Origin of the sequence: Micromonospora sp. LOL_023, from assembly GCF_048060115.1 — a bacterium.
GTDB lineage: Bacteria > Actinomycetota > Actinomycetes > Mycobacteriales > Micromonosporaceae > Micromonospora_E.
Map to the genome: position 1 here is coordinate 16,349 of NZ_JBHMIM010000049.1, position 19,819 is coordinate 36,167.

At 70.8% G+C, this 19,819-nt stretch carries 15 protein-coding genes and 1 tRNA gene; 11 read left to right on the forward strand and 5 right to left on the reverse strand.

Annotation, left to right across the window (positions count from 1 at the left end; genetic code table 11):
- Nucleotides 1-42 precede the first annotated feature (42 nt).
- A complete protein-coding gene (locus ACFHVL_RS23505) occupies nucleotides 43-1,740 on the forward strand; it encodes a CTP synthase (RefSeq protein ID WP_416630599.1) in 1,698 nt (565 codons plus the stop codon).
- Entirely contained in the window at nucleotides 1,740-2,399 is a 660-nt protein-coding gene (locus tag ACFHVL_RS23510) for an NUDIX domain-containing protein (RefSeq protein ID WP_416630600.1), read from the forward strand. The genes ACFHVL_RS23505 and ACFHVL_RS23510 overlap by 1 nt, the downstream gene beginning before the upstream one ends.
- A gap of 121 nt (nucleotides 2,400-2,520) precedes the next feature.
- Here ACFHVL_RS23510 and ACFHVL_RS23515 read toward each other — a convergent pair whose 3' ends face one another.
- The gene (locus tag ACFHVL_RS23515; RefSeq protein ID WP_416630601.1) at nucleotides 2,521-2,697 is read right to left on the reverse strand and encodes a TM2 domain-containing protein; all 177 of its coding nucleotides are present in this window, start codon (nucleotides 2,695-2,697) and stop codon (nucleotides 2,521-2,523) included.
- A 253-nt stretch (nucleotides 2,698-2,950) separates the two neighbouring features.
- Here ACFHVL_RS23515 and ald point away from each other — a divergent pair, with 253 nt between their 5' ends.
- The 9 genes from ald to ACFHVL_RS23560 all read left to right on the forward strand — a co-directional run bounded on the left by ald (nucleotide 2,951) and on the right by ACFHVL_RS23560 (nucleotide 11,010).
- Nucleotides 2,951-4,066, forward strand: coding sequence for an alanine dehydrogenase (ald, locus tag ACFHVL_RS23520; protein ID WP_416630602.1), 1,116 nt, complete (start codon nucleotides 2,951-2,953; stop codon nucleotides 4,064-4,066).
- Nucleotides 4,063-5,043 carry a site-specific tyrosine recombinase XerD gene (locus tag ACFHVL_RS23525; protein WP_416630626.1) on the forward strand — a complete coding sequence of 327 codons (981 nt, stop codon included), beginning with the start codon at nucleotides 4,063-4,065 and terminating at the stop codon, nucleotides 5,041-5,043. The genes ald and ACFHVL_RS23525 overlap by 4 nt, the downstream gene beginning before the upstream one ends.
- Nucleotides 5,044-5,236: 193 nt before the next feature.
- The gene (locus tag ACFHVL_RS23530) at nucleotides 5,237-6,166 is read left to right on the forward strand and encodes a ParA family protein (RefSeq protein ID WP_326555661.1); all 930 of its coding nucleotides are present in this window, start codon (nucleotides 5,237-5,239) and stop codon (nucleotides 6,164-6,166) included.
- Between the two features lie 24 nt (nucleotides 6,167-6,190).
- Nucleotides 6,191-7,177 carry a segregation and condensation protein A gene (locus tag ACFHVL_RS23535; protein ID WP_416630603.1) on the forward strand — a complete coding sequence of 329 codons (987 nt, stop codon included), beginning with the start codon at nucleotides 6,191-6,193 and terminating at the stop codon, nucleotides 7,175-7,177.
- Nucleotides 7,174-7,944 carry an SMC-Scp complex subunit ScpB gene (gene scpB, locus ACFHVL_RS23540; RefSeq protein WP_416630604.1) on the forward strand — a complete coding sequence of 257 codons (771 nt, stop codon included), beginning with the start codon at nucleotides 7,174-7,176 and terminating at the stop codon, nucleotides 7,942-7,944. Before ACFHVL_RS23535 ends, scpB begins: the two co-directional genes overlap by 4 nt.
- The gene (locus tag ACFHVL_RS23545) at nucleotides 7,931-8,671 is read left to right on the forward strand and encodes a pseudouridine synthase (RefSeq protein ID WP_416630605.1); all 741 of its coding nucleotides are present in this window, start codon (nucleotides 7,931-7,933) and stop codon (nucleotides 8,669-8,671) included. Before scpB ends, ACFHVL_RS23545 begins: the two co-directional genes overlap by 14 nt.
- Before the next feature lie 98 nt (nucleotides 8,672-8,769).
- Complete coding sequence (gene cmk / locus ACFHVL_RS23550) at nucleotides 8,770-9,450, forward strand: (d)CMP kinase (RefSeq protein ID WP_416630606.1); 681 nt, start codon at nucleotides 8,770-8,772, stop codon at nucleotides 9,448-9,450.
- Nucleotides 9,447-10,832, forward strand: coding sequence for a ribosome biogenesis GTPase Der (der, locus tag ACFHVL_RS23555; protein ID WP_416630607.1), 1,386 nt, complete (start codon nucleotides 9,447-9,449; stop codon nucleotides 10,830-10,832). The genes cmk and der overlap by 4 nt, the downstream gene beginning before the upstream one ends.
- Before the next feature lie 104 nt (nucleotides 10,833-10,936).
- Nucleotides 10,937-11,010: transfer RNA gene (locus ACFHVL_RS23560), tRNA-Pro, on the forward strand.
- A 1,082-nt stretch (nucleotides 11,011-12,092) separates the two neighbouring features.
- Here ACFHVL_RS23560 and ACFHVL_RS23565 read toward each other — a convergent pair.
- From ACFHVL_RS23565 to ACFHVL_RS23580, 4 genes are read right to left on the reverse strand one after another with little or no spacing between them, the layout of a single operon-like run.
- Nucleotides 12,093-13,769 (reverse strand): amino acid adenylation domain-containing protein, encoded by a 1,677-nt coding sequence (locus ACFHVL_RS23565; protein WP_416630608.1) that lies wholly within the window; start codon nucleotides 13,767-13,769, stop codon nucleotides 12,093-12,095.
- Nucleotides 13,766-16,789 (reverse strand): condensation domain-containing protein, encoded by a 3,024-nt coding sequence (locus tag ACFHVL_RS23570; protein ID WP_416630609.1) that lies wholly within the window; start codon nucleotides 16,787-16,789, stop codon nucleotides 13,766-13,768. The genes ACFHVL_RS23565 and ACFHVL_RS23570 overlap by 4 nt, the downstream gene beginning before the upstream one ends.
- The gene (locus ACFHVL_RS23575) at nucleotides 16,786-17,841 is read right to left on the reverse strand and encodes a 2-oxo acid dehydrogenase subunit E2 (RefSeq protein WP_416630610.1); all 1,056 of its coding nucleotides are present in this window, start codon (nucleotides 17,839-17,841) and stop codon (nucleotides 16,786-16,788) included. Before ACFHVL_RS23575 ends, ACFHVL_RS23570 begins: the two co-directional genes overlap by 4 nt.
- Nucleotides 17,831-19,813 (reverse strand): thiamine pyrophosphate-dependent enzyme, encoded by a 1,983-nt coding sequence (locus ACFHVL_RS23580; RefSeq protein WP_416630611.1) that lies wholly within the window; start codon nucleotides 19,811-19,813, stop codon nucleotides 17,831-17,833. The genes ACFHVL_RS23575 and ACFHVL_RS23580 overlap by 11 nt, the downstream gene beginning before the upstream one ends.
- Nucleotides 19,814-19,819: the final 6 nt, after the last annotated feature.

The following is a 19,819-nucleotide window of genomic DNA, read 5'->3' on the forward strand; positions in this document are numbered from 1 at the left end:
GCAGGTCTGCATGACCAGTCAGACGACCCACGGGAGCACGCCTTGGCCCCTTCGACACAGACGGTGCGGCACATCTTCGTCACCGGCGGCGTCGCGTCCTCACTCGGCAAAGGCCTGACCGCCTCAAGTCTGGGAAATCTGCTCACCGCCCGGGGACTGCGCGTGGTGATGCAGAAACTCGACCCGTACCTCAACGTCGACCCCGGCACGATGAACCCCTTCCAGCACGGCGAGGTGTTCGTCACCGAGGACGGCGCCGAGACCGACCTGGACGTCGGGCACTACGAGCGGTTCCTCGACCGCGACCTGTCCTGCAAGGCAAACGTCACCACCGGTCAGATCTACTCCGCGGTCATCGCCAAGGAACGCCGTGGCGAGTACCTCGGCGACACGGTCCAGGTGATCCCCCACATCACCAACGAGATCAAGGCACGAATCCGGGCGATGGGGGACCCAGACGAGCAAGGCCTGGTTCCCGACGTGGTGATCACCGAGGTCGGGGGGACGGTCGGCGACATCGAGTCGTTGCCGTTCCTCGAAGCGATCCGGCAGGTCCGCCACGACGTCGGCCGGGACCGCTGCTTCTACCTGCACGTTTCCCTGGTGCCGTACCTGGTGCCGTCAGGCGAACTGAAGACCAAACCCACCCAGCACTCGGTGGCCGCGTTGCGCAGCATCGGTATCCAACCGGATGCGATCGTGTGCCGTTCCGACCGGGAGATCCCGGACAAGCTCAAGCACAAACTGTCGCTCTACTGCGACGTGGACCGGGAGGCCGTGATCGCGGCCCCGGACGCGCCGAGCATCTACGACATCCCGAAGGTGCTGCACCGGGAAGGTCTCGACGCGTACGTGGTGCGCCGGCTCGGGTTGTCCTTCCGGGACGTGGACTGGAGCAGCTGGGACGATCTGCTGGAGCGGGTCCACCACCCGCAGCACACCGTCACCGTGGCGTTGGTCGGCAAGTACGTCGACCTGCCCGACGCGTACCTGTCGGTGACCGAAGCGATCCGGGCTGCCGGGTTCGGACACCGGGCCCGGGTACAGATCCGGTGGGTGCCGAGCGACGAGTGCGTCAGCCCGAACGGCGCGGCGGCCGCGTTGGCCGGAGTCGACGGGATCGTGATCCCGGGCGGGTTCGGGGTGCGGGGCATCGACGGCAAGATCGGTGCCTCCCGGTACGGCCGGGAGAACGGCGTTCCGGTGCTGGGGTTGTGCCTCGGGCTGCAGTGCATGGCGATCGAGGTGGCCCGCAACGCGGCTGACCTCGTCGGCGCCAACTCGGCCGAGTTCGACGAGGACGTCGAGCATCCGATCATCGCGACCATGGCCGATCAGGAGCAGATCGTCGCCGGCAAGGGCGACCTCGGCGGCACGATGCGGCTCGGTGCCTATCCGGCGAGGTTGACCGAGGGGTCCATCGTGGCGCAGGCGTACGGCGCCACGGAGGTCAGCGAGCGGCACCGGCACCGCTACGAGGTGAACAACGCCTACCGGGAGGTGCTGGAGAAGGCCGGGTTGCGGATCTCCGGCACATCGCCGGACGGTCGGCTGGTCGAGTTCGTCGAGCTGGATCAGGCCGAGCATCCGTTCTTCGTCGCCACGCAGGCCCATCCGGAGCTCAAGAGCCGCCCCACCCGGCCGCATCCGTTGTTCCATGCCTTCGTTGGCGCGGTGATCACCTACTCCGAGGCCGACCAGTTGCCGGTGGATCTCACGTCCGCCGGCGGTCCGCTCTGATGGGTGGTGCCGGGGCCGACGACACGGCGGCGGATCACGGCCTGGCGGATCACGTCTCCGCAGCGGACCACGTCTTCGCGGTCCGGTCGAGTCGGGATCGGTTCACCGGCCGGGTGTTCTCCGTCGTCAGTGACGAGGTGGCGATGCCCGGCGGTGGCGCGGCCGTTCGGGACTACGTTCGGCACGTCGGCGCGGTCGGAGTGGTCGCCATCGACGATGTCGGCCGGGTCGCCCTGGTTCGCCAGTACCGCCACCCGGTGCGCCGGCAGATGTGGGAGTTGCCCGCCGGCCTGATCGACGTGGCGGGGGAGGACCTGCCGGCGGCAGCCCGTCGGGAGCTGGCCGAGGAGGCCGATCTGGTGGCCGAGCGGATCGATCTGCTCGTCGACCTGCACACCTCGCCCGGATGCTCGAACGAGATGATCCGCATCTTCCTCGCCCGCGACCTGGCGCCGGTGCCGGACCACGACCGGCACGACCGGCGGGACGAGGAGGCCCAGATGCAGGTCCGCCTCGTCGACGTCGACGAAGCGGTACGGATGGTACTGGTCGGAGAGATCACCAACGCCGCGGCGGTGGCCGGTCTGCTGGCCGCGGCGCGGGCCCGGGACCTGGGATGGACGTCGCTGCGGGCCGCCACCGAGCCGGTGCCGCGCTGACCCTGCGGCGTTGCGGCGGCCGGGGAGGGTGCGACGTCCACCCCGGCCAGCCGCTCACCGCCGGTGGCGGCCACGCGGCCGGATCTGTTTGATCGTGTCCGCGTGGCTGCCGGGCCTCGGATTAGTCGCGCAGCGGCCGACCCTCGCCGTCCACTCCACCGTTTATGAGGATGAGGATGCCGTCGATGAAGCCCCAAAGGCCTCCGATGCCGCAGGTCACGACGCTGACGACGAGCTGAAGGACACCAATCTTGGTGTGTCCCATATAGAACCGGCCGACGCCGAAGCCGCCCAGCACTTCTACTGCCCACATGGTAGGACAGCGGTGGGGTGATATCGGCCGTATGGACATCGACGACTCACATGTCCGACCGACCCGGTCCAACTCTCGGGACTGACACACCGCCACGTCAGCTCTCGGGACTGACACATCGTCAAGTCTGGCCGAGATCGTCTGTCAGGATGCGCGCCCGGGTCGTCCGCCAAACGGATCTAGACTGCGCCGGACGGGCGTGATCGGGCAGCGGCGCCTGCAGAGAGGTGACAGTGACGTGAAGGTTGGCATACCCCGCGAGGTCAAGAACCACGAGTACCGGGTGGCTATCACCCCGTCCGGCGTGCACGAGTTCGTCCGGGCCGGGCACCAGGTGGTGATCGAGACCAGCGCGGGTGTCGGATCCTCGATCAGCGACGAGGAGTTCGCCGCCGCCGGTGCGACCATCCTGCCCGGAGCCGACGAGGTCTGGGCGGCAGGCGATCTGATTCTCAAGGTCAAGGAACCGATCGCCGAGGAATTTCACCGGATGCGCCCCGAACAGGTCCTGTTCACCTACCTGCACCTCGCGGCGTCCAAGGAGTGCACCGACGCGTTGCTGCGTCGGCGGGTCACCGCCATCGCGTACGAGACGGTGGAGACCGCCGATCGCGCGCTGCCGCTGCTCGCCCCGATGTCCGAGGTCGCCGGCAGGCTGGCACCCCAGGTCGGCGCCTACCACCTGATGCGCTCCGGCGGCGGTCGCGGCGTACTCATGGGTGGCGTCTCGGGCGTCTACGCGGCGAAGGTGGTGGTCGTCGGAGCCGGCGTCTCCGGCATGAACGCCGCCGCCATCGCGCTCGGCATGCAGGCCGAGGTGCTGCTGTTGGACCGCAACATCAACAAACTGCGGCAGGCCGACGCCATCTACCAGGGCCATCTGCAGACCGTCGCGTCCAACACGTACGAGGTCGAACGGGCGGTACTCGACGCGGACATGGTCATCGGGGCCGTGCTGGTCCCCGGCGCGAAGGCACCCAAACTCGTCACCAACGAACTGGTGTCCCGGATGAAGCCAGGCAGCGTGCTGGTCGACATCTCCATCGACCAGGGCGGGTGTTTCGAGAACTCCCGGCCCACCACCCACGCCGATCCCGTCTACCGGGTGCACGACTCGGTCTTCTACTGCGTGGCGAACATGCCCGGTGCCGTCCCGCACACCAGCACCTACGCGTTGACCAACGTCACCCTGCCGTACGCCCTGGAACTGGCCAACCGTGGCTGGCGCGACGCCCTTGGGCGCGACAGCGCGCTCGCCGCCGGCCTGAACACCTACGACGGCGAGGTCACCTATGGTCCGGTCGCCGAGGCCCACGGCCTGACGAGCCGGCCGGTGACCGAGGTGCTCGACTGACCCGCCACAGCGCGCCGCAACCGGCGGAGCGGACCAGCGCGTTGCGCCAGGCGGTGCGCGGCTACCTGGACCACCTCACGGTCGAGCGTGGTCTGTCCCAGCACACGTTGCGGTCCTATCGGCGGGACCTGGAGCGTTACCTCGGCACGCTCGCCGGATGCGGGGTCGCCGACCTTTCGCAGGTCGGGCCGGCGCAGATCACCGGACACCTGGCCGTGCTGCGGGCCGGCACCGACGAACAACCACCTCTGTCGGCCGCGTCCACCGCCCGCGCCGCCAGCGCCATCCGTGGACTGCACCGGTTCGCCGCCCGCGAAGGGTACGCCGGGTCCGACGCCAGTCGGGACGTGCGACCGGCCGTACCGCCGCGTCGGCTGCCCCGCGCGCTCGACGTGACCCAGGTCGAGCAGCTACTCGCCGCAGCCGGTGCCGTGGACGGAACCGGCGCGCCACTCGCGGTCCGCGACCGGGCGCTGCTGGAGTTCCTCTACGGCACCGGAGCACGGATCTCCGAAGCCGTCGGCGCCGCTGTGGACGACCTCGACCTGACCGCCGCCGTGGTCCTGCTGCGCGGCAAGGGCGGCCGGCAACGGGTGGTTCCAGTCGGCGGGTACGCCGCCGCCGCGCTAGGGGCGTACCTGACCCGGGTCCGCCCCGGTCTCGCTGCCACCGGGCGGGGCAGCCCGGCGGTCTTCCTCAACGCCCGTGGCGGACAGCTGTCCCGACAGAGCGCGTGGACGGTGCTGCGCCGGGCCGCCGAACGCGCCGGCCTGCCGGTCACCGGAGCGCAACCCGTGTCGCCACACACCCTGCGCCACTCCTACGCTACGCATCTGCTCGACGGCGGCGCCGACGTACGGGTGGTCCAGGAACTGCTCGGCCACGCCTCGGTCACGACCACCCAGGTCTACACGATGGTCACCGTCGAGCGGCTCCGCGAGGTGTACGCCACCTCGCATCCGCGCGCCCGCCACTGACCCGCAGGCAGAAGCGGTCGCGCCGGGTCGACACGCCGGGCCGGTGTCCGCCGCACCCTCGCCCGGTGGCGTACAGTCGGGCAACGGCGCGGCTTTCGTACGGCGGCAGGCGAAGGCCCGCAGCGGCGCGACGCCGCTGCAGACGTCGGTCGGCTCCGGCGCCGAGCAGTCGTCGGAAGGGGGCGCACAGGACGTGGCGGGCAACAGTGACCGTGCCGAGGCGTGGACCTCGACGCTCCGCGAACAACAGGCCGGGCTCGACCTGAGCGCTGAGCTCGGTCCCGCCGACCCCACCGCCTACACCACGCGAAAGCCGATTCCCGAGCCGATGCCGACCGACCGGCACGGTCCGGCCCGGGTGTTGGCGATGGCCAACCAGAAGGGCGGCGTCGGCAAGACCACCACCACCATCAACCTCGGTGCCGCGCTGGCCGAGTACGGTCGTAAGGTGCTGCTGGTCGACTTCGATCCGCAGGGTGCGCTGTCGGTCGGTCTCGGGGTCAACCCGCACAATCTCGACCTGTCCGTCTACAACCTGCTGATGCAGGACGACGTGACCGCCGAGGACGTGCTGATCAAGACCGATGTCGCGGGTCTGCACCTGCTGCCGGCCAACATCGATCTGTCGGCTGCGGAAATTCAGCTGGTCAACGAGGTCGCCAGGGAGATGGCCCTGGCCCGGGTGCTCAAGTCGATCCGCAAGGAGTACGACTTCGTTCTCATCGACTGTCAGCCCTCACTCGGACTGCTGGCGATCAACGCGTTGACCGTCGCGCACGGCGTACTGATCCCGCTCGAATGCGAATTCTTCAGCCTGCGTGGCGTGGCCCTGCTGCTGGACACCATCGACAAGGTCCGCGAGCGGCTCAACTTCGATCTCGAGCTTGAGGGCATCCTCGCGACCATGTACGACAGCCGCACCACACACTGCCGCCAGGTGCTGCAGCGGGTGGTCGAGGCGTTCGGCGACAAGGTCTACCAGACAGTGATCACCAAGACGGTCAAGTTCCCGGAGTCGACCGTGGCCGGCGCACCCATCACCAGCCTGGACCCGGCCTCGTCCGGTGCCCGCAACTACCGGCAGTTGGCCCGCGAGGTCATCGCGCAGCATGCGGAGCGTTAGCCTGCGGTGCGGCTCGACACGTAGGTGCACTACGGTCGACTGGTGAGTGCACCGACGGCTGCCGACGCGGCGACTGCCCAGGCCGCCCCGGCCGCGGAGCCCGGCGCCGATGTCGGCGTCACCCCGGCCGGCGACAACGTCGGCTTCACCGTACGGTTGGCGAATTTCACCGGGCCGTTCGACCTGCTGCTGCAGCTCATCGGCAAGCACAAGCTCGACGTCACCGAGGTGGCGTTGCACGAGGTCACCGACGAGTTCATCGCTTACATCCGGGCGATGGGCGACGACTGGGACCTCGACGAGGCCAGCGAGTTCCTGGTCATCGCGGCCACCCTGCTCGACCTCAAGGCCGCCCGGCTGCTGCCCGCCGCCCAGGTCGAGGACGAGGAGGACCTGGCCCTGCTGGAGGCGCGGGATCTGTTGTTCGCCCGGCTGCTGCAGTACAAGGCGTTCAAGGAAGCCGCCGCGTACATCTCCGCTCTGGAGACGGCCGGCTCCCGCCGCTACCCCCGGTCGGTCGCCCTGGAGGAACGGTACGCGCAGGCGCTGCCCGAGCTGGTGCTCGGCATCGGCCCCGAGCGGTTGGCCAGACTCGCGGTCAGGGCGATGACGCCCCGGACCGCGCCGATCGTGTCGATCGATCACGTGCACCAGGTGCGGGTCAGCGTGCGTGAGCACGCCGCCCTGCTGCGCGACCGACTGCGCCGGATTGGCACCGCGACCTTTCAGACGCTCTGCCTCGACTGCGAGTCCACGCTGGAGGTGGTGGCCCGGTTCCTCGCGCTGCTGGAGTTGTACCGGGAAGGACTGGTCGGCTTCACTCAGGAGCAGGCCCTTGACGACCTCACCGTACGCTGGACCGGCGGCGTCGACGGCGGAGCCGAGCTCACCATCGACGAGTACGCCGGTCGGCCCGAGGAACGGCAGCGTGACGCTGTCGACGGGGCACCGGGCGAGTCGCCGGCCGCGGCGGCAGAACCGTCGGACACATCAGGGGAGGAGACCCAGTGACGAGCGCCGAGCAGCCCGACTCGCTCGCCGAGCAGGCAGCGGCCTGGGTGCCGCCGTGGGCGCGGGACGCCGTACCGGCAGCGGTCGATCCCGCCGAGTCCGCGCCGGAGCAGGCCACGGCCGCGACGGCCCCCGAGCCTGTCGCGCAGATGCCGCCCGAGCCGCCCCTAGAGCCGGAGCAGCCGCCGGAGCCGGAGCCTGCTGCGGCATTGGCGCTGCTGGACGACGCCGAACTGTGCGCCGCGCTGGAAGCGATCCTGCTGGTGGTCGACGAACCGGTCGCCGAGGTGGTGCTGGCCCAGGTGCTGGAGCAGCCGACGGACCGGGTCGCCAGCGTGCTCCGCCGGATCTCCGCCAGCTACACGGCCGCCGGTCACGGCTTCGACCTGCGGCGGGCAGCGGGCGGGTGGCGGCTCTACACCCGCCCGGAGTACGCCCCGTACGTGGAGCGGTTCGTGCTGGACGGGCAGTCGGTACGGTTGACCCAGGCCGCCCTGGAGACACTCGCGGTGGTCGCCTACAAACAACCGGTGACCCGCGGTCGGGTCTCTGCCATCCGCGGCGTCAACTGTGACGGAGTGATCCGTACCCTGTCGTCGCGTGGCCTGATCGAGGAATGTGGCAGCGAGCCGGAGTCCGGCGCCTACCTCTACCGGACCTCGACGCTGTTCCTGGAAAAATTGGGGCTGAACAGCGTCGAGGAGCTACCCTCGCTCGCGCCATTCCTGCCCGACGACGTGGAAGAGATCGCCGATGCCCAACGATGACGACAGTGGCGTGCAGCGCCTGCAGAAGGTGCTGGCCGCCGCCGGCGTCGGCTCCCGACGGGCGTGTGAGGATCTGATCTTCCGTGGGCGGGTGACCGTCGACGGACAGGTCGCCCGACTCGGCGACAAGGCCGATCCGCGCAGCGCGGTCATCCACGTCGACGGCGAGCGGCTGGTTACCGACCATCGGCTCGCCTATCTGGCAATGAACAAGCCGCGTGGGGTGGTATCTACCATGGCGGACGAAAAAGGGCGTACGGCGCTGTCGGATCTTCTCGACCGGGTCAACGAGCGGGTGTACCACGTGGGCCGACTGGACGCGGAGAGCGAAGGCCTGCTGCTGCTGACCAACGACGGCACTCTGGCGCACCGGCTGACCCATCCGTCGTACGGCGTTCCCAAGACGTATCTGTGTGAGATCGCCGGCCCGGTCCCCAGGGCGGTGGGCCGTCGCCTGCTCGCCGGGGTCGACCTCGACGACGGCCCCGCCAAAGTGGACAAGTACACGTTGCTGGACACCCTGGGCCGCACCGCGCAGGTGGAGGTGGTGCTGCACGAAGGGCGCAACCACATCGTCCGGCGACTGTTCGACGAGGTGGGGCATCCGGTGTCGCGGCTGGTGCGGACCTCGATCGGGCCGATCCGGCTCGGTGACCTCCGGCCGGGCCGGACCCGGCGACTGAACAACGCTGAGGTCGCCGCCCTGTTCGCAGCCACCGGTGACTAACCAGGCATGATTGGACGCGTTGGGGGGCACCCGGAAGGGTGCCCCCGGTGGGATTCCCGGGATGGCCGGGGGCGGTGTGGCGGGTGAGAGGAGCGACGGTGGCTGAGCAGGAACGGACCGGGCACTTTGTGGTAGCGGTGGATGGTCCGTCCGGATCGGGCAAATCTACCGTTTCCCGGCGACTCGCTAGCGCGACCAATGCGCGGTACCTGGACACCGGGGCGATGTACCGGGCGATCACCTGGGCGGTACTGCGCTCCGGTGTCGACCCACACGACGCCGACGGGGTCAGCAAGGTCGCGGCGGACGTGGCCCTGTCGATCGGCACCGATCCGACCGCACCACACATCAGCGCGGACGGAGTCCGCGTCGACGCCGAGATCCGCGGGGCGGACGTCACCTCGGCCGTCTCTGCGGTGGCCGCCGCCCCCGCCGTGCGGGAGCTACTGGTCGCCGCACAACGCGCCCTCATCGACGCACATGCGCCGATCGTCGTCGAGGGTCGCGACATCGGCTCGGTCGTCGCCCCCGAGGCCGACCTCAAGATCTACCTCACCGCCTCCGCCGAGACCCGCGCGATGCGGCGCAGCGCCGAGACGGCCGCCGACGTCGCGGCGACCGCCGAGGCGCTCGCCCGACGCGACCGGTTCGACTCGACCCGTACCGTCGACCCACTCCAGCAGTCCGCGGACGCGGTCGTCGTCGACACCACCGGAATGGGCATCGACGAGGTCGTCGACCAGCTCCGGGGCCTGCTCTTCGCCAGGACCAGCCGATGAGCGCCGAGGCGGCCACGGAGTACGTGGCCGATCTGTCCGCTCCGGTGCCGGTGGTCGCGGTCGTCGGCCGGCCCAACGTAGGAAAGTCCACACTGGTCAATCGGATCATCGGCCGTCGGCAGGCGGTGGTCGAGGACGTGCCGGGTGTCACCCGCGACCGGGTGCCATACGACGCGAACTGGTCCGGACGGCAGTTCACCGTCGTCGACACCGGCGGCTGGGAGCCCGACGCGCGGGACCGGGCCGGCGCGATCGCGGCCCAGGCCGAGATCGCCGTCGCCACCGCCGACGTGGTCCTGTTCGTGGTCGACGCCACGGTCGGCTCGACCGACGTGGACGAAGCCGCCGTCAAGATGCTGCGACGCAGCGCCAAGCCCGTCATCCTGGTCGCCAACAAGGCGGACAACGCGGCTGTCGAGGTCGAGTCGACGTCGCTGTGGTCGCTGGGTCTCGGCCAGCCGTACCCCGTATCCGCACTGCACGGTCGCGGATCCGGCGACCTGCTGGACGCCGTCCTCGACGCGCTGCCCGACCCACCGCCCATCCCCGAGCCCGGTGGCCCCCGTGGTCCCCGGCGCGTGGCGCTCGTCGGCCGGCCCAACGTCGGTAAGTCCAGCCTGCTCAACCGGCTTGCCCGGGAGGATCGCGCGGTCGTCGACTCGGTTGCCGGCACCACCGTGGACCCAGTGGACAGCATCGTGGAGATCGGTGGCGAGCCGTGGCAGTTCGTCGATACGGCCGGCCTGCGTAAGCGGGCAAACCGGGCAAGTGGTACCGAGTACTATGCCAGCCTGCGGACGGCCGGGGCGATCGAGGTGGCGGAAGTAGCGGTCGTTCTGCTCGACGCCGGTGAGACCCTGAGCGAGCAGGACCAGCGGGTACTGACCATGGTCGTCGAAGCCGGCCGGGCACTGGTCATCGCCTTCAACAAGTGGGACCTTGTCGACGCGGACCGACGCTACTACCTGGAGAAGGAGATCGAGCGGGACCTGCGCCGGATCCCCTGGGCGATTCGGGTGAACATCTCCGCGAAGACCGGCCGGTCGGTGGAGCGGCTCGCGCCCGCGCTGCGTAGCGCCCTGGCGAGCTGGGAAACCCGCATCCCGACGGGACAGCTCAACCAGTGGATCACCGCCCTGACTCAGGCCACCCCGCACCCGGTGCGGGGCGGCCGGGCACCAAGAATTCTCTTCGCCACCCAGGCCGGCGTCGCACCACCTCGGTTCGTGCTGTTCACCACCGGTCCACTCGATGCCGGCTACCAGCGCTTCGTCGAACGTAAGCTGCGGGAGGAGTTCGGTTTCGAGGGTACCCCGATCGACGTCTCGGTCCGGCCGCGCAAGCAGGTCGGCCCCGGTGGGCGGGGCAAGGCACACGGCTGAGTAGGGCTCCGGTCAGCCGGTCCGATCCACAGGTGGGGGCGCGCGGCCCCCTGCCGCGGATGCGCTAGGCTGTACCGGTTGCCACAGATGTCATTCTGTGGCAGCGGGACGTGGCGCAGTTTGGTAGCGCACTTGACTGGGGGTCAAGGGGTCGTCGGTTCGAATCCGGCCGTCCCGACAGCGAGAGGGTTTCCGCAGGTCAGCGACTTGTGGGAGCCCTCGGCTTGTTCATCTGCCTCGATGTGCTGGCGTGCGAGGCGTTGCTGGAACCCTTAACTCGGGTGGTGTAGCGAGCCGGTCTTGGTTGCCTCCGCTGAAAATCGCCTGGTGGGAGTACTGTGTCGGCGGCGTTGTGATCGTCGTTGGACCTCTTAACGACGGACTATTTTTGGACAAAACGGGTGCGAGTCCGTCCTGGTTGCGGCTGAGGTGCTAGGTGCAGCAACCAGCATCATCCAGGTCCATCACGAAGGTTCCGGCTGTCCTGCATCACTCGTGAATTGGTCGCGTAGCGGTAGCACCCCGATCCGGAACCGAGGGCTGGGGTGCTCGATCCCCGACAGTGCGAATACCCGTGTCCCGGTCAGCATGACCGTCTCGATGAAGTCATCCGCCAGCAGCGCCTCCGTCTGCGAGGGGTCCACGCCGATCGCGGCGAGTGGCCACACCCGGTCCAGACGCTCCGGCCCGCATCGAGGCGTGTGGCCGGCGGCAGGGAAGTCGATGGCGTCGGGGGCGATGACTCCTCTACTTGGCCGGTTCACGGCCGCCGAAGACGCCGCCGACGCCGGTGCCGGTGCTGGGGAGGCGGAAACGGCGAAGGTGCTGCAGGCGTATCGGGGCGAGGGGTTCGTCGGCCTGCGCGACGAGGCGCTGGTCCGGTTGTACGCCAACACCGGCGCCCGCCTGTCGGAGTTGGGCATGCTGCTGGTCACTGACGTGGTTCGGGCCGAAGAGTGTTCGGGCGCTGTTGCGGTACCTGAGCGCGCGGGACAACCGCGAGGGCGCCTCGTCGCCGAGCCGCGCCCAGGGTGCCAGGAGGGACGGCGGCCAGGGATCAATCGAGTCCGAGAACCGGAAGACCTGTGTGTGTCTGCCGGCAGCGACGGGACGTAGCCGAATTCACGCGCCCCTCGTAGGCGCGTCGCGGCGACTCACGGTTGAGTCGCAATTGGGTCCTGGCGCATTGTCGCTGGCGGGCATCGGCTCAGCCGCGGGCGCAGGATCTCCATCGATGCCGCGTTGCTGTCCTGTGCGTAACTACTGGGGACCGGCCAGCATTCGGTGCAGCGCTCGGCGGTCGACCTTGCCGGTGGAACCGAGCGGCACCTCGGGCAGTACCAGCCAGCGGGCCGGGATCATGTAGCCGGGCAGCCGCGTGCCGAGTGCCGTGTTCAGCCGCCGCGGCAGCGTGCCCGGCGCGTTGTCGCTGGCGGCGGCCAGGACGAACCCGACCAGCATCGAGTCGGGGCCTGAACCGGTCTTCTCTACGAACGCGGCGTCGACCAGCCCGGTGGCCAGGACTGCGGACTCGACCTCCTCCAGTTCGATCCGGAAGCCCCACAGCTTGATCTGGCGGTCAAGCCGGCCGAGCACCTCGTAGTTGCCGTCCGGCCGCAGGCGCGCCAAGTCGCCGGTGCGGTAGATGATCTCGCCGGTAGCGGGGTCGGTGACGAACCGCAGCGCGGTGAGGTCGGGCTGGTGCAGGTAGCCGAGCGCGACGCCGGGGCCGCCGACGCACAGTTCGCCGGTCTCGCCCGGCGGTATGGGCTGCAGGTCCTTGTCGAGGATTCGCAGCGTGGTCCGCTGCAGCGGCCGGCCGATCGGGATGCGGTCCGTATCGGAGAGACTTGCCTCGGTGCAGTCGAAGTACGCGGCGAACGTAGTGGTCTCAGTCGGCCCGTACCCGTTGACGATACGGCCGGGTGGACCGGCGGCGAGGACCCGGTGGACCGCGATCAGGTCCAACTGCTCGCCGCCGACAATGAGGTTGCGCAGCGGGGCGAGCGCGGCAGGTCGTTCCCGGGCGATCAGGTGGAACAGCGACGTAGTGAGGAACATGGTGGTGATGCCCGCCGAGATCAGCAGCGTGCTCCACTGGGCGAACGTTACGTCGGTAAGTGCAGGGAAGACCACCACGGTGCCACCAGCGACCAGCGTGTTCCACACCTCGAAGGTGGCGGCGTCGAACGCGGGGTTGGCCGCGTGCGCGACGCGGTCACCGGGCGCGATGGTGCAGAACAGCGGGTTGACGGCGAGCCGCCGCACCGCGCGGTGCGGCACTACCACGCCCTTCGGCTCCCCGGTGGATCCGGACGTGTACATGATGTAGATCGGGTCGTCCGGGGCGGTGGCCGGTGGCAACGCGCTCCCGGCGGACACGGCGTCCCGGTGCACGGCCAGCCGCAGGCCGCGGGTGACCGGCATGCCGTCGGCTGCGTCGGCCGGGTGCAGCATCGCGGCGATCTTGGCCTGGTCGAGGATCGAGGTGATCCGGTCCGGCGGCGCGTCCGCGTCCAGACATAGGTAGGCCGCGCCGGCCCGGGTGACGGCGAGCATCGCGACCACCAGGTCAACGGAACGGCTCACCCGCAGGCCGACGGTGTCACCGGCGCCGACGCCGCCACCGGCCAGCTCGACCGCGAGCGCGCCGGCCGCCGACCACAGCCCGGCGTACGTGAGGGTGTCCCCGCTCGTCGCGTCCGCCACGGCCGGCTCGTTCGGGCGCGCCGCGACCTGCGCCTCCACCAGGTCGTGGACGCCGTCGCCGCGCGCGCTGCGCGGGCGCTGGTCGGTCCACACTCGGCCAATGTGGTCCAAGCACTCCACGCGGCTGCCGGTGAATCCGGTCTCGCGCCAGCCGTCTGGTGGCGTTGTGCCGTCGGCCGGCCAGATCGAGTACTGCTCCTCGTCGTTGACCACCACGAGGTGTGTCATCGCGCGTCCCCGTTCAGGAGTCGGACGATCTCGTCCACGAGCCCGTCCATGGTTGCCGCGCGATGCAATCCGGTGTCGTGGTGTACGGCGAACCGCAGCCGGCCATCGCGCAGCTCACCCGCCACGTCGAGCAGGTACGGCCAGCGGCCGTCCGGATCCTGGGCGGTGCCGGACGGGTGCGCCGACGGCCGCAGGACCCGGGCCGCCGGCTGCCGGTCCCAGGAGCCGATCTCGCCCAGGTAATTGAAGCTGACCTGCGGCCTGGCCGATCGCGCCATCTCCTCCCGTACGGCCGGATCGGGGTGTGCGTGGGTGAGCAGGCCGTGCCCGAGCCCGTGCATTGGCACTGCCTCGATCTGCGCGCGCAGCTCGCCGGCGAGCCGCAGCAGGGATGATGTGCGGCCTAGACGCAGGCGGAGCGGGTAGAAGTACTGAAACCAGCCGACCGTCCGCGTCACGTCGACGTCGTGGCCGGGCGGCCCGTTGCGGCCCGGCGCGGCCAGCGCGACGGTCAGCTCGTCGCCGCCCTGCCACGCGGCGACCGCAACGGCGGTGGCGGCCAGCAGCAGATCGCTGAGACCGGTACCGGCTTGGCGCGCCTCCGTGGCAAGCCGCGCGGTGACGTCGGCGGCGAGGCTCCGGCGCACCCCGACCCTTGATCCGAATCGGACGGCGGTGCCGGGCAGGTCGACCGGCAGTTCCTCGGCGCGGGCCTGCGCGCGCCAGAACGCGCGCTGGCCGATCAGCTCCGGCGCGCTAGCCGCGTCCCGGAGCAGGTGCGCCCACGCGGCGTACGGCAGCGACGGCGGCGCCGGTGCCGCGCCGGGGTCGAGCACGTCCGCGAGGTCGTTCATGAGCAGCGTGCGGGAGAAACCGTCGACCAGCAGGTGATGGCAGATGAGTAGGAGCCGGTCGGGCTGCCCGCCGGGCATTCGGAAATGAACGGCCCGCATCGGAGCCGCCGACAGCGACAGGCGTCGCTGTGCCGTATCCGCTATGTCCGCAGCGAGCCGGTCTGCCCGCTCTACGTCGGCGTCGCGTAGGTCGTGCGTGTCGAATGGCACTGGCCCGGCGTCCGGGAGGCTGATCTGCCGTCGCCGTCCGTCGCCGTCCATGACCAGTCGCAGCCGCAGCGCGTCGTGCCGGCGGGCCAGTGTGGCCACCGCGCCGGACAGCTCAGCCGCGGTCACCGGCCGGAGCAGTTCCGCATGGTACGGATGGTTGAAGTGCCCGGGATGGCTCAGGTGCGGCAGGATTTCGGTCAGGAACCATGCCTGCGCCGGGGTCGTCGGCACGTCACCAGTGACCACCCTCTCCCATACCTGCGGCTGTCGGGGCCCCAGGGCGGCGAGCCCGGTGACGGTAGGGTGGCGCAGTAGGTCGCCCGGGGAGAGGGACAGCCCGGCCGCAGCCGTCTCCGCGATCACCTGGATCACCTGCATGGAGTCGCCGCCTAGCTGGAAGAAGTTGTCGTCCGCGCCGACCCGGTCCACGCCGAGCACCCGCGCCCAGACACCGGCCAGCAGTGCTTCCGCCGGGGTGCCTGGCGCCCGGTAGACGGGCTCTGCGGGTGCAGCTACGGCCGTCCGGACCAAATCCGGTATCGGCGCGAACTGGCTGATCGGCTGGTCCGCGCCGTCTGCCATCCGATCCAGCAGCCCAGTCAGGTCGGCCACCCACGCGGCCACGTCCGGCTCATCTAGGTGGCCGGCGAACCGGCAGACGCCGACCAGACCGCCGTCCGCGCCGACGGTGACGGTGACGGTGACGAACAGATCCATGTCGGTACGCCCGGCCGGCGCCGGGTCGAGCGTGAACCGCGCCCCGTCGCCGTGCCGCTCCCGGGACGGCGCGTCGAGCAGGCTCAGCATGGTCTGGAACAGCGGGTTGTGCCGGTCGCCACGGGTTGCGCGCAGGGCCCGGACGACGTCCCCGAACGGCACGTTCGCGTTCGCCTGGGCTCCGCCGACGGCACGGTGGGCGCGACGCAGCAACTCCCGTACCGGCGGGTCGCCTTCCAGATCGAGCCGCAGCGCCTGCGGGTTGTAGAAACAGCCGACCACGTGGGCCAGATCCGGCCGGGTACGCGTGCTCGCCGGCACACCGACGACCACGGTGTCCTGCCCGTTCGCGCGCCGCAGCGCCAGACCGGCCGCAGCAAGCAGCGCCGCGTACCGCGTCACCCGCTCCGTCCGCAGCAGCTCGAACAGCTCTGTGGTCCGGCCGGCCGGCAGCCACAGCGGTACGTGCCCGCCCGGCCCAGACTCGGCTCGGGCCCGGCGCGCCGGCAGCGTGGACAGTGGTGGCGCACCGCGCAGCGTGTCCGTCCAGTACATCAGCCCGCGCTCCCGGTCCGCGGCACGCTCCGCCGCGCAGTGCTCCCCGAACTTGTGCCCAGGGCCGGCCGATGCGCTCCGCCGGCCGGCGACCACGTCGCCGTACGCCGCGGCCAGGTCGTCGAGGACGATCGTCACCGAGGTCGCGTCGAAGACGATGTGGTGCACGGCTGCCAGCAGCACGGTCTCTTGATCGCTGAGCCGGACCGCGTGCAGCGCCACCGGCGGCCCCGTGGTCAGGTCGAATGTCCGGACACAGTGCTCGGCCGCGAGCCGGTCGAACGCGGTGGCGCGCTCCGGCGCCGGCAGCCCGGACAGGTCGGTCCAGACAAGCGCGGCGTGCAGGTCGTCGCGGACCACCTGCGCCGGGCCCTCCTCGACGATGATGGTGCGCAGCGCGCCGTGTCGGTCCAGCACCGTCCGGATCGCAGTCTCCAACGCCGGCCGGTCGAGCGGGCCGGCGATCCGGATCGCGAACGGCACGGTGTACGCCGGGTCGCCCGGCGTCAGCGTCTCCAGCAGCCACAGCCGTTCCTGGGCGTGGGACAGCGGCCAGGACGTGGCCGGTGCCGCCGGGCGTTCCCCGGCGCTCTGCCGGCGCCGGCGCATCCGCAGCCGCTGCAGGAACAGCCGCTGCTGCTCCGGGGTGAGCCCGGCCAGCTGCGCGGCGAGCGGGCCGCTCATCGGTCCTCCAGCAGCCGCGCGCGCACCCGGGTGAGGAAGTCGGCCACGGCTCGGCCGCTGGAGACCCGGTGGTCGAAGACTGCGGTCAGCGTCATCGGGCGGCCGGGCAGCGAGGTGTCCGCGCCGACGCCGACCGCGAGCGTCTGGTCCTGGTTGATCCGCGGCTGGAACTGCAGGATATTCTGCCCGGACAGGTCGCTGACGGTGACGGTGGCACCGGCGACGTCGTCCGCGTGGAGGCCGCGATCGTGGTACGCGGCGAGCAGGTCGAGCAGGTCGAGCGTGATCTGTTCCGGCCCGAGCCGGTCCGCGTGCTTGATCACCGGCACCCGCAGGCCGTGCCCGGCGTCTACCGCCACGCCGACGTTGATGTCGGTGTACTGCTCCACATGGTCACCGGCGAACCGCGCGTTCAGCCCGGGGAACTCGGTCAGGGCGCCGGCCAGCGCGTGGATGATCAGTGCCAGCGGCAGTGGTGGCACGTCGCCCTCGGCCGGCGCCCGGTCGAGGACATCCGCGCCGAACGCGACGGTGAGCGCGCTGGCGAGCGCGGCGCCGCCCGCGTGCAGGCGGGCGATCTCGGTCTGCTTGGCCGGGCCGATCGGTGTGCGCCGCACTGCGGATCCGGCGTGCGCCAGCTCCTCTGCGCTCCGGCGGACCATCGCGCCGGTGACCAGGCCGCGTCCCTGGAACAGGTCCGCGCTCAGGTCGAGCCGCCGCAGCTCGCGCAGGCCCTCGGCGGAGAAGCGTGGCCCGGTCACGGCCGGTGCGGTCTCGCCCGGGTTCGGTGCGGGCGCGGTCGCGGCCAGCTCGTCCATCGAGGTGAAGAGCAGCGCGATCGGTGCGCCGGTAGGGACTACGTCGCCCTCGGCGGCGAGCTGCCGCAGGTAGCCGGGGCCGGGTGACTCGATGACGGTGACTGCCTTGGCGGACTCGACCTCGAGCAGGTCGTCGCCGGCCGAGACCTGGTCGCCGTCGGCGACCAGCCAGCGGAGCACTTCGGCGGCGTCGTCGTTCGGGTTCTGCTTCGGCAGAGTTACTTCAGCCGGCACTGTGCAGTACCTCCAGCGTCGCGGCGACGACCGAGTCGGCCGTGGGCAGGACCGCCCGTTCCAGCGAAGGAGCGGCCGGGATCGGAACCGGCGCGGCGGCGACCCGCGCTAGCCGGGGTGAGCCGGCGACCGGGCGCTCGGCGAGCTGGGCTAGGACCTCAGCACCGAAACCGGCGAAGCCCTGCCCCTCCTCGGCGACCACGATCGCGCGGCCGCCGGCCAGCAGCGGGCGCAGCGGGCCCAGGTCGAACGGGAAGATCTGGGCTGGGCAGAGGACCTGGGCGAGCACATCGTGCTCGGCGAAGAGCCGGTCGGCAGCGGTGAGTAGATCGTCGAGCATCCCGCCGTAACCGATGAGCGTGACGTCGGCGGTGGTGTCGTCCGCGGCCACCCGCACGGTCGGCAGCGCGTCCGCGGTCTGCCAGGCGATGAACCCCTCCGGCAGGCCGGCGCCGAGCCTGCGGCCGTAGAGCAGTTTGTTCTCCAGCACGACTGCTGGGTCGCCGTCCGCGTCCAGCAGTCCGCGGTAGACAGTGAGCGGGTCGAGCAGGCTGTGCAGCGCGGCGACGCGTAGGCCGGGCACGCCGAAGAGGTGCCTGTCGAGTGTCTGGCTGTGTGTGGGTCCGTACCCGCGATGTCCGCCCATCGGGGTGCGCACGATCAGGCGGCCGGGCCCGGCCGCGCCGTAGACCGTGCGCAGCTTCGCTGCCTGGTTGATCAGCTGATCGGCGGCGAGCAGCACGAAGTCGCCGAACATGATCTCCACGAGCGCGCGCCGGCCGCCGAGCGCGAGCCCGGTGCCGACTCCGACGATCGCGGCCTCGGAGATCGGCGTGTTACGAACTCGGCCGGGGAACAGTGTGCTCAATCCCGCCGTGGCCATGAACGCGCCACCGTACGGATCCTCGACGTCCTCGCCGAGCAGCAGCATTCCCGGGTCCGCGTCGAGCAGCGCCTTGAGACCGTCGCGCAGCGCGGTGACGACCCGCCGGCCGTCGGTGGCGGCCATCCGGTGAAAGCGCGCTGGCTTCGGGTCGGCCGGCCGGGCCAGCAGCACGGCCGGGTCCGGTCTCGGCGAGGCCCGTGCGGTCTCCACGGCCTGCGTCACCCGCTCGCGCGCGGCTCGGTCCAGCGCGGCGACGGTCTCCCCGCCCTGGTCCAGAGCCCGCTGCAGCGGGTCACGGGACCAACCCGCGGCGATTCGCGCCGGATCGCGGTGGTCGTCGCCCTTGGAGTGCGGGGCCAACCGGAACGTGTCGATGATCAGCATCACCGGTCCCGCGCCGGAGCGGACCGTCCGGGCGGCGTGCGCCGTGGCGGCGGACAGCGCGGCCGGGTCCCCGGTGCTGGTTTCCACGACCGGGATGGCGAACGCCTCCGCGCGCCCGGCGGCGGTGCCTGCGGTGGTGGTGTGGGTGTCGGTCGACTGCGCCACGCCGTTGCGCTCCAGGACCAGCAGCAGCGGCAGGTGCCAGAGCGCGGCCAGGTTCATCGTCTCGTAGAGCACGCCCTCGCCGAGCGTGCCGTCGCCGATGACCGCGACTGCGATCCCGGGGGAGGCGTCGAGCCGATGCGCCATGCCGGCTCCGGCGGCGATCGGCACCAGGCCGCCGAGGATGCCGCCGGAGTAGAAGCCGTCCCGATGCAGGTGCTGGCTGCCGCCGAGGCCGCCGCAGCCCCCGTCGCGGCGGCCCATGATTTCGGCGAACAGCCCTTCCAGGTCGTGCCCCGCGCCGAGGTAGTGCCCGTGACACCGGTGGTTCGAGAAGACGGTGTCGTCCCGGATCAGGACCTCGCCCAGCGCGGCGCCGACCAACTCCTGGCCGATGCAGCAGTGCACGGTACCGGACAGTTCACCGTCGGCGAAGAGCTGGAGCAGCCGCTCCTCGGCCCGGCGGATCAGCAGCGCTCGTTGCAGCAGCGGTGCGGCGGGAAGGTCGGTCGCGAGCGCCGGCGGAAGCGGTGCGGTCACGGTGCC